Origin of the sequence: Deinococcus planocerae, assembly GCF_002869765.1 — a bacterium.
Taxonomy (GTDB): Bacteria; Deinococcota; Deinococci; order Deinococcales; family Deinococcaceae; genus Deinococcus; species Deinococcus planocerae.
The window spans coordinates 1-8,431 of record NZ_PNOR01000067.1 but is presented as its reverse complement, the minus strand read 5'-3'; the positions used below and the strand labels follow the sequence as shown (position 1 = coordinate 8,431).

The window sequence follows — 8,431 nt, the reverse complement described above, 5'->3', positions numbered from 1 at the left end:
ATTTTCAGACAAGGAGACAGGAAGTCGGAAAACGACCGCTGCCAGTTGTGGGGGACGGGCACGCCTGCCAGGATCGGTCACCACGGCCAGGGGCGGCTGAGCGCCGCCCCTGACTGACAAAGTCCTGTAAAAGAGTAGGTGATCATCATCAAGGCCGTAGAGAAAATGTCTCTGAGACGGTAATTCCGGGAAGAACCGGATGGGTTTACATGCCCGCCGCCCCCGGATCGGACGGGTTTAGATGCTACCTCAGAGTCAGGTTGGGGCTACGACAAGATTGACGAATCCTACTACGCTAAGGGAAAAAGAGCGGCTGGGCCGCTCTTTTTTATTAGTGTCGTCCCTCCAGCGCCCGGACGTAGCTCTCGCCCATGCCCCGCGCGCTGGTCTGGGCGTAAATCTGGGTGGTGGCGATGCGCTTGTGCCGCAGAAACTTCTGCACCTGATCCAACGGCATTCCGGCGTCGAGCAGAATCGTCGCCACGCTGGCGCGGAGTCGATGGTGTGTCACCGTCTTGTCGATCCCCGCCCGGCGGGCTGTGTCCTTCACGATGAGCTGGATGGCCCGTGCCGTGTACTGATCATGCCGGTTGCTCTCGAACAGGTAGCCCGTGCGGCGCCCACCGAGATGGGTACGCAACTCCTGGGCCAGAGTGGGCAGGATGGGCACGTATCCGTCGCTCCCACCCTTGGCGTGGGCGATGTAGACCTGGGGTGGGTCCAGGGCGAGATGTAGGTCCGTCACGCGGATGTTAACGAATTCGGACACGCGGGCGCCCGTGTAGAACAGTGTTTTGACCATCAGCCCGTACCTGCTGGTCCGGCGGTAGGCCGCCTCGATCAGCCGCTCGACCTCCTCGCGGTCGAGGCGGGCCACCGTGCGCCTGCGTTCCTTAGGAGCGGTGAGCCCCAGGGCTTGCCGCACATCCTCGACCACGTGCTTGGTCTGGTCATAGGTGAGGTGGTGTCTGCGCCACAGCTTGACGGTTTCCCGCACAACCTTCCGTAAGGAGTTCGCTTCTCCAATTTGACCCCGAAGTTCGGTCCCTTCTTCCAGCGGTTCTGCTCGTGGCATTCCCCAGGGTAGCTCTGACTTCTTCGGGGTATGAGCAAAGGGCGAACCCCGGGGGCAGGATGACAAGCCCGGTATTCACTCACGAATGCCTGCTTCGGAAATGTCAAGCCGTCGAGTCTCTGCCTGTGGCGCAAACAGCCGCACGTTGTCCTCAATGGCGAGCAGTTGACTCCGAACCCGCGCTTCTCCCACCCCAGCAGGCGCATAGCACACGAATAAGGCCCGGGTGGTTGCTGCCGTGACGGGCGTGCGCCGGTCCTGCCCGTACAGAATTGTGCACACTGGCCCCTGCGCGTCCGCCATCATCATGTCGTTCGCCCGCAGCGTCCGCACCTTCCCGTTCATGGCTTCGAAGACCTCGCCGCCCCTCGTGGCGTCGATGCGCAGGGGCCACACGAGGCGGTCGGCATCATGGCTCGCCGTCAGCACGAGCGTGTCCAGTTCCGCCACAAAGCTGGCGTCCACCAGCGGGCTGACGTCCGGCAGCGACTTCCCCTTGTAGACGACGGACTCCAGTTGCAGTTGCACGTGATACGTCTGGTCGAACCGCTTGTAATACGCCCGGTACGCCCTGAGCACATCAAGTTCGAGCAGATTCTGACGGGAGAGGTGGGCGAACTGGGCGCGCAACTTCTCTTCCAGGGCCCGCTTGCGCGCGTCAAGCGCAGCGTTCGGCACCGTATTGTCAATGCCCTCCATCAGGAGCACGCCCACGTGCCCACCCAGGAAGGTGTCGTGCCAGGTGTCACTGACCGCGATGTCACTCATGAGAATCTCCTTGACGTGCGAAGACGAACGTCGCGCATAGGACGCACGAGAGGCCGAGTGCGTGCCACGGGGTCAGCGGTTCATGCAGCAGCAGGGCGGAGAGGACCACGGCGCTGACCGGGAGCCACCCGGTGTACACGGCGGCAGTACCTGCCGTCAGATGGCGCACTCCGGCGAACCACAGGAGGTACGCCAAGACTGTTGCCCCGAGAGCGTAGTATCCGAGGGCGAACACGTCGCCCGGGGTGAGGCGCGTGAAGTCGAAGGAGGTCGCCTCCAGAAGGCCGAGTGGGAGGAACAGCCCGAGGGCGATGCTTGTCACGAGCGCCGTGGCTGTCAGGGGCTTCAGGCGAGCGCCAGACAGTCGGCTCAGGACGTTCCATGACGCCTCCCCGACCACGGCCCCCAGGACGAGTGCGCCCCCGAGCAGGGGTCTCGTACCCTCACTTGCGCCGGCGCCGGGGACGGTCAGGACGAGGATGCCGAGGGCGGTCAGGAGGACGCCCAGGAGGGCGCGAACGGTCAGCCGTTCGCGCAGTACGGCCCAGGCGAGCAGGGCCGTCACGGCGGGCACGCTACTGGTCAGGATGCCCGCCGAGGCGGCGGAGGTCAGGGGCACGCCGTAGAAGAGGAAGACCCGGAAGCCGACGATGCCGAGCAGTGCTTGCAGGAACAGGGGACGCCAGGCCCCCGGCGGCACGCGCACGGGACCTTCGAGGCGCCAGGTAAGGAGCCACAGTACGCCTACGGCGGGCAGCAGGATGAGCGTATTGGCGAGGTAGATCGGGAGGCTCGCGCCGACGATCTTGCTGAGGACGACGGAGCTGCCCGCCAGCAGCATGGCGAGCGCGAGCTGGGCACGGGCGAGGACGCCACGGCGCGCGTTCGGGAGGGTAACCAACATGACGGCACGCTACGGCCCCGAACCTTACGGGGCTAGAACGTTCTTGACGCCCAGACGGTACTGCCCGGGGGTCACGCCGAAGGTGCGGCGGAAATGCCGCCCGAAGTGGCTCTGGTCCGCGAAGCCCGCTCTGAATGCGGCCTGGGCAACCGTTTCGCCCCCACGCAGAAAACGTTTGGCGTGGCGCAGCCGCACCTGAATTTGGTAGGCGTGTGGGGGTAGCCCGTAAGCGCGGCGGAAGGCGCGCAGCAACGTGAACTCGTTGAGTTCGGTGCGACGGGCGAGTTCGTCGAGGGTGACGTTGCGCGCGAAGTCATCTTCGAGGACCGCGCGCACGAGATGCAGCGCGTAAAGTTCTTGCCCCACTGCGGGTAATGTGGTTGGCCCTGACGCGTGCCGGAGGACGAGGCCCGTGAGGGCCTCGCGCATCAGGGACTCGCGCGCGAGGCTCGACCCGTGCTCCTCGAAAGCCCGGTGGGCGGTCACGAGCGCGTGGAAGACGACGGGATCATCGATCACGACGGGCAGGCGTGGCAGTAGGTCTGCCGGGCTCCCCAGGGGCACGAACGCGCCGTGCAGCAGCCCAGCGTCCGGGTAGAAGTTCCGGTACGTCCACCCGTCCCGGGTCTCTGCGTGCCCGGTGTGTACCTCATCCGGGTGAATCAGGCCGATCACTCCGGGCCGCAAGGTGTGGGTGGCTCCCCGGCACTCGAAGGTCATGGCTCCCTGCGCGAGCAGGCCGATGCTGTAGGTGTCATGGGTGTGGCGGGCGAAGGCGTGGGTGGTGAAGGTCCCGTGCAGGAAGTCCACGCCGCCGAGTTCGGGAGCGCGCCAACTCTGCACCCGGACACGAGGCATCACGTGGGAACCAGCGGAAGCACGCGCCCATCATGCCACCCAAAGAGCCCGACCTAAACGGCTGTTTTCGGGCGGTTGCGCTTACAACGCGCACGAGGACGGTGCCGACTGGACTCACCCTGCACCCGCCCCGTGCGGCCCCACAGAACCCTGGAGAGCGGGTGCCCTAAGTGGGGCCTCCTCCGACGCCCACCGGTTGAGGAGAACCCTGGGAGCGACACGGCCACCCTTTCCGATTGTCCGAGCCCCGGGGAACGGCCCAGGGGACCCGAACGTCATGCCTGCCGCCAAGTCGTCCGGTGCCCCCCGCTACCCTGGATCTCTGTGGCCCCCGTCCTGAAGCTCCAGCAGGGCACCCTCGTCATGCGCGAGGTGCCGCCCGCCGTCGCCGACCTGTTCCAGTGGGACCCCCGCAGCCAGTCCTACCGGGCGCTGGGTCGCGCGTACCGGGCCGTGGTGGAGGGGCTGAAGGCTGCCGGGGTGCCTTTCCGTGACGAGGCCGCCGGGTTCATGCGGCTCGACCTCGGCTACGCGCGCGAGTTGCCTCCCTATGCTCATCAGCGGGAGGCTCTCGCCGCCTGGAAAAAGGCGGGGCGCCGCGGCGTGGTCGTGCTTCCCACCGGGTCCGGCAAGACGCTGCTGGCCCAGCTCGCGCTGAAAGACACCCCCCGCAGCGCCCTGATCTGCGTGCCGACCATCGACTTGCTGCACCAGTGGTACGCCGGGTTGCTGGCTGCCTTCCCCGACGCCAACGTCGGCGTCCTGGGTGGAGGCAGCCAGGACCGCACCCCCATCCTGGTGAGCACCTACCAGTCCGCCGCCATCTACTCGGAAGAACTCGCGGGGCTGTACGCCCTCCAGGTCTTTGACGAGGCCCACCACCTGCCCGCCGACTTCACCCGGGTGATCGCCGAGCTGGGTCTGGCTCCCTACCGCTTGGGCCTGACGGCCACCCCGGGGCGCAGCGACGGGCGGGAACAGGACCTCGACACATTGATCGGCCCGGTGGTCTACCGCCGCTCCCCCGAGGAGCTGGCCGGGGACACGCTCGCCGAGTACCGGGAGGTCGTCATCCGGGTCCGGCTGAGCCCCCTCGAACAGCAGCGCTACGACGAGTTGCTGCGGCTTCGCAACGAATTCCTGCGCCGGGCGGGCATCCGGCTGGGCAGTCCGCAGGGGTGGCAGCAGTTCGTGATGCACAGCGGCTCTCCCCAGGGCCGGGCCGCGATGCTCGCCCACCGCGAGGCCAAGGGGCTCGCGTACGGCACCGAGGGCAAGCTGAGGGTGCTGGAGGAGCTGCTGGCGAACCACCCGCGGGAGCGGACCCTGATCTTTACGAACGACAATGCCTCGGTCTACCGCATCAGCCGGGAGTTTCTGATCCCGGCCATCACTCACCAGACCGGTGTGAAGGAACGCCACGGGGTGTTGGAAAAGTTTCGCGACGGGTCGTACCGGGTGCTGGTGACCAGTCGGGTCCTGAATGAAGGGGTGGATGTGCCCGAAGCCTCCATCGCCATCGTCCTGTCCGGCACCGCGACGGAGAGGGAGCATGTCCAGCGTCTGGGGCGCATCCTCAGGAAAACCGAGGGGAAGCAGGCGGTTTTGTATGAGGTCATCACCGAGAACACCTCCGAGGAGGGGGTGAGCCGGCGGCGGCGTGGCGGGTGGCCGGCGGGGGGCGAGGTCCCGGTGTGGGAGGGCATCAATGTTGCCGACTGAGCTGCTGATGTTCAGGTTGAAAGGCTCTGTGGTCGAACCCAAGCGGCTCAAGCCCACTCCGGGCCACCTGCGCCTCGCGGAGACCGTCATCGCCACCTTCGCGGCGAACGTCGGCAAGCGGCGCCTCGAACTCGACGAGGACCTGCGGGCCCTGGAGGAGGGGAGAAGCGACCGCAAGGTCGTGCGTGGGATCGCCCACCTGCTGACCAACGGCTCGTGCACCTTCGAGGCGGGAAGCGCGGTGGAGCCCAGTTTGGTTCGGGCCAGGGTGTTCGGGCTGGCGCAGGATCACCCGCCCAGCCGTCAGCACCGCGAGGCCATCCTGGAGCAGGCGGCCCGGTCGTTCCCGGTTACGGCCCCGCTCACTGCCGAGGACCTCTCTGCCGCGCTCTACGCTGACCTTGCCGATGAGCAGACCCTCACGGTGTTCGAGGCGCCCGAGCCCGGGGCGCTGATCCACCGCTACGACCTCGCCCAGGCCCAGGGGATGCTCTACCGGGCGTACAGCGTGGTCGTGACGGCCCGGAGGAACGAACCGGCGCGGTACAAGCAGTTGCTGAAGTACACCAAATTTTTCGGGCTGATGATCACCGTCGAGGGCGACGCCGACCACGGCTTCACCCTGACGCTGGACGGCCCGGCGAGCCTGTTCGGGCAGACGACGCGCTACGGCTTGGCCCTCGCCAAATTTCTGCCTGCCCTCCTGCACGTGACCAAATGGGACCTCTCCGCCGCGCTCCGTCCCCGGCGTGATCTCGCCTGGGTGGACGCGGGGGACGACGAGTGGTCTTTCCAGGTCACGAGCGAGGACCTGTACGTGAGTCACTACCCGGCGCCCCAGACCTATGACAGCGCGCTGGAATCGGGTTTCGCCGCGCGGTTCGAGGGGCTGGACACGCCCTGGGTGCTGGAGCGCGAGGTGGACCTGGTGCCCGTCGCCGGTGGGGTGATCTTGCCGGATTTCCGGCTGGTCCATCCGTCGGGACGCAGCGTGCTGGTGGAGATCGTCGGGTACTGGAGACCACACTACCTGCGCCGGAAGTTCGACCTCCTGCGCCGGTCTGGCCGCACCGACGTGATCTTGTGTGTGTCGGAGCGCCTCAATCTGGAAAAGGCCGGGGTGGACCCCAACGACTTCGGGGACCGGGTGGTGTGGTTCAAGGGCGTGCTCGACCCCCGGGTGGTGCTCGCGCTTGCCCAGCGGTGGCTGGAGTGAGCCTGGTCGGGGTTTGTTCGTAGGAAGTTGCCAGCGAGGTGGAAGTGACCTCACAAGTGGGGCAAGCTCAGCCGACTCTCAAGGTGATTGGGCCGTCCGGGTGTGCGCCAGCCCCAACCCCTGGGGACGAGTCCTAACCCACGTCACTTCGCCGTGCCAGCAGGGTTTGTTCATCCGGGAAAGCGGCGGGCATGAGTTGGAAGGCCAGGGTGCCCACCTGCCCGTCAATGACGACCTCCCAGCGAAAGCCTCCCTCGATCAGCAGCATCGTGAGGGCGAGGGTGCCGCCCCTCTGCCACCCGGCCCGCGCCAGGACGGGCTCCTCTCCGCCCGGCCACAGGGTCGTCCGGCCCGCGCGCCAGTCCATCAGGCCGAAATCGATGGCGTGTTCGCCCCGCTCGTCGGCCAGCGTCAGGCGGCAGAACGTGGGGCTAGACGTGAGCCGCGCCCAGCGAAGTCCCTCCTCGTTGGCCTCGAAGATGTAGGTCTCGTCGCGTGAGGCTCCGTCCCATTCGTCCGTCACCTCGGGCACGGCGAGGTTCAGGCTGGCGCAACGGGTGCGCAGGGCTTCCTGGGCGATGGGATCATCGGGGAGAGGTCGCCCCTCGCCCATCCCGGCCAGGAGGTGCGCCCACACGTGGTCGAGCACGCGCTGCATGTTGGGCACCTCCGCGGTGATCGCCAGCACGGCCCGTTGCTGCGGCATCACCACGCAGAACTGCCCGGCGGCCCCATCGGCACGGTAGGCCTCGAAGCGGCAGCGCCAGAACTGGTAGCCATAACCTTGAGCCCAGTCACTCGCCTCGTCCTCGCCGGGCGGTACCTGCGCCCGGGTGGCGGCTTCTACCCAGGACTGGGGCAGCACTTGCCTCCCCTCCCAGCGGCCTCCTTGCAAGTAAAGCTGCCCGAAGCGCGCCACGCCCTCGGTGGTGAGGTGCAGCCCCCAGCCGCCGACGTTGATCCCCTGCGGATTCGAGACCCAGTGCGCCTCCCCAATACCCAACGGCTCCAGAAGTCGGGGACGCAGGAAGTCCAGCAGGGTCTCGCCCGTCAGGCGCTGCACCAGGGCCGAGAGCATGAAGGTGGCCGCGCTGTTGTACACGAAGTGCGTGCCCGGGGGGTACTGGGTGGGCTGCGCGAGAAAGGCCCGCCCCCAGTCGTTGTCCGGTGCCTCGAACAACGCGCCCGTCACGTCCTCAGCGTGCCCGGTGCGCATGGTGAGCAGGTCTTGCACCCGCAGGGCGGCCAGGTGGCCTTCCACCGTAGCGGGCAGATCGTCCGGGAACAGGGAGACCACGGGGTCGTCCACCCCGACCCGTTCCTCGGCAACGAGGAAGCCGATGGCGGTGGCGGCGAAACTCTTGCTCAGGGAGTGGAGGCGGTGAACCCGTTCGGGGCGGTAGGGGGCCCACCAGCCCTCGGCGATCACGGCGCCGGACCGCAGCAGCACGAAGCTGTGCAGTTCGAGATCGTCCGCCGCGAGGGCGTCCAGCCACGAGAGGACCGCGCGGGAGGACAGGCCCTGCGCCTCGGGCGAGGAGCGGGGGAGGGGCGCTGGGGTGGGCACGGCCCAGTGTAAGTGGCGGAGCGCTGCCGGAGGATCACGACCACCCCCTAAGCTGAGCCAGCGGCATCGGGAGAATGATGGGGCGGCGGGGCGCTTCCCGGTCAACCTGGGGTTGAGAAGGCCTCCACGTTCCGCCGTTATTGGGGCCCATCCCGGAGTGGAAGGAGGGCCACCATCATCACGTACGGGCGGGCGTGTTCCGGGCTGGGCTGGGGCTGTCCGGCGTGTAGGGCCTCCTTGAACGTCTCCGACAGTTGCCGCGCGGTCTGGTGCGCCTGACCCGTCTCCAGATGCACGGTCATGTCGAAGAACACCAGCGGC

Annotated in this window: 8 protein-coding genes; 2 read left to right on the top strand and 6 right to left on the bottom strand. The window is 67.3% G+C overall.

Annotation, left to right across the window (positions count from 1 at the left end):
* Window positions 1–331 precede the first annotated feature (331 nt).
* The 4 genes from A7B18_RS20515 to A7B18_RS20500 all read right to left on the bottom strand — a co-directional run bounded on the left by A7B18_RS20515 (window position 332) and on the right by A7B18_RS20500 (window position 3,605).
* Complete coding sequence (locus A7B18_RS20515; RefSeq protein WP_245872995.1) at window positions 332–997, bottom strand: tyrosine-type recombinase/integrase; 666 nt, start codon at window positions 995–997, stop codon at window positions 332–334.
* A gap of 153 nt (window positions 998–1,150) precedes the next feature.
* The gene (locus A7B18_RS20510) at window positions 1,151–1,843 is read right to left on the bottom strand and encodes a phenylalanine--tRNA ligase beta subunit-related protein (RefSeq protein ID WP_102128528.1); all 693 of its coding nucleotides are present in this window, start codon (window positions 1,841–1,843) and stop codon (window positions 1,151–1,153) included.
* Complete coding sequence (locus A7B18_RS20505) at window positions 1,836–2,747, bottom strand: DMT family transporter (protein WP_102128527.1); 912 nt, start codon at window positions 2,745–2,747, stop codon at window positions 1,836–1,838. Before A7B18_RS20505 ends, A7B18_RS20510 begins: the two co-directional genes overlap by 8 nt.
* 24 nt (window positions 2,748–2,771) lie before the next feature.
* Window positions 2,772–3,605 (bottom strand): helix-turn-helix transcriptional regulator, encoded by an 834-nt coding sequence (locus A7B18_RS20500; protein WP_102128526.1) that lies wholly within the window; start codon window positions 3,603–3,605, stop codon window positions 2,772–2,774.
* 324 nt (window positions 3,606–3,929) lie between these two features.
* Between A7B18_RS20500 and A7B18_RS20495 the strand changes: the two genes are divergently transcribed.
* Window positions 3,930–5,327, top strand: a complete 1,398-nt coding sequence (locus A7B18_RS20495; RefSeq protein ID WP_102128525.1) for a DEAD/DEAH box helicase family protein — start codon at window positions 3,930–3,932, stop codon at window positions 5,325–5,327.
* On the top strand, window positions 5,314–6,543 hold the full coding sequence (locus A7B18_RS20490) for a DUF790 family protein (RefSeq protein ID WP_102128524.1): 1,230 nt from the start codon (window positions 5,314–5,316) through the stop codon (window positions 6,541–6,543). The genes A7B18_RS20495 and A7B18_RS20490 overlap by 14 nt, the downstream gene beginning before the upstream one ends.
* A gap of 133 nt (window positions 6,544–6,676) precedes the next feature.
* Here A7B18_RS20490 and A7B18_RS20485 read toward each other — a convergent pair whose 3' ends face one another.
* Both A7B18_RS20485 and A7B18_RS22170 read right to left on the bottom strand, forming a co-directional pair.
* Entirely contained in the window at window positions 6,677–8,110 is a 1,434-nt protein-coding gene (locus A7B18_RS20485) for a serine hydrolase domain-containing protein (RefSeq protein WP_180970281.1), read from the bottom strand.
* 137 nt (window positions 8,111–8,247) lie between these two features.
* On the bottom strand, window positions 8,248–8,431 hold a 184-nt coding region (locus A7B18_RS22170), incomplete at its 5' end, for a hypothetical protein (protein WP_180970280.1).

Bases quoted from the DNA above. Each gene is read 5' to 3' on its own strand.
- A7B18_RS20510 (WP_102128528.1), bottom strand. From the start codon at position 1,843: ATGAGTGACATCGCGGTCAGTGACACCTGGCACGACACCTTCCTGGGT.
- A7B18_RS20505 (WP_102128527.1), bottom strand. From the start codon at position 2,747: ATGTTGGTTACCCTCCCGAACGCGCGCCGTGGCGTCCTCGCCCGTGCC.
- A7B18_RS20500 (WP_102128526.1), bottom strand. From the start codon at position 3,605: ATGCCTCGTGTCCGGGTGCAGAGTTGGCGCGCTCCCGAACTCGGCGGC.
- A7B18_RS20490 (WP_102128524.1), top strand. From the start codon at position 5,314: ATGTTGCCGACTGAGCTGCTGATGTTCAGGTTGAAAGGCTCTGTGGTC.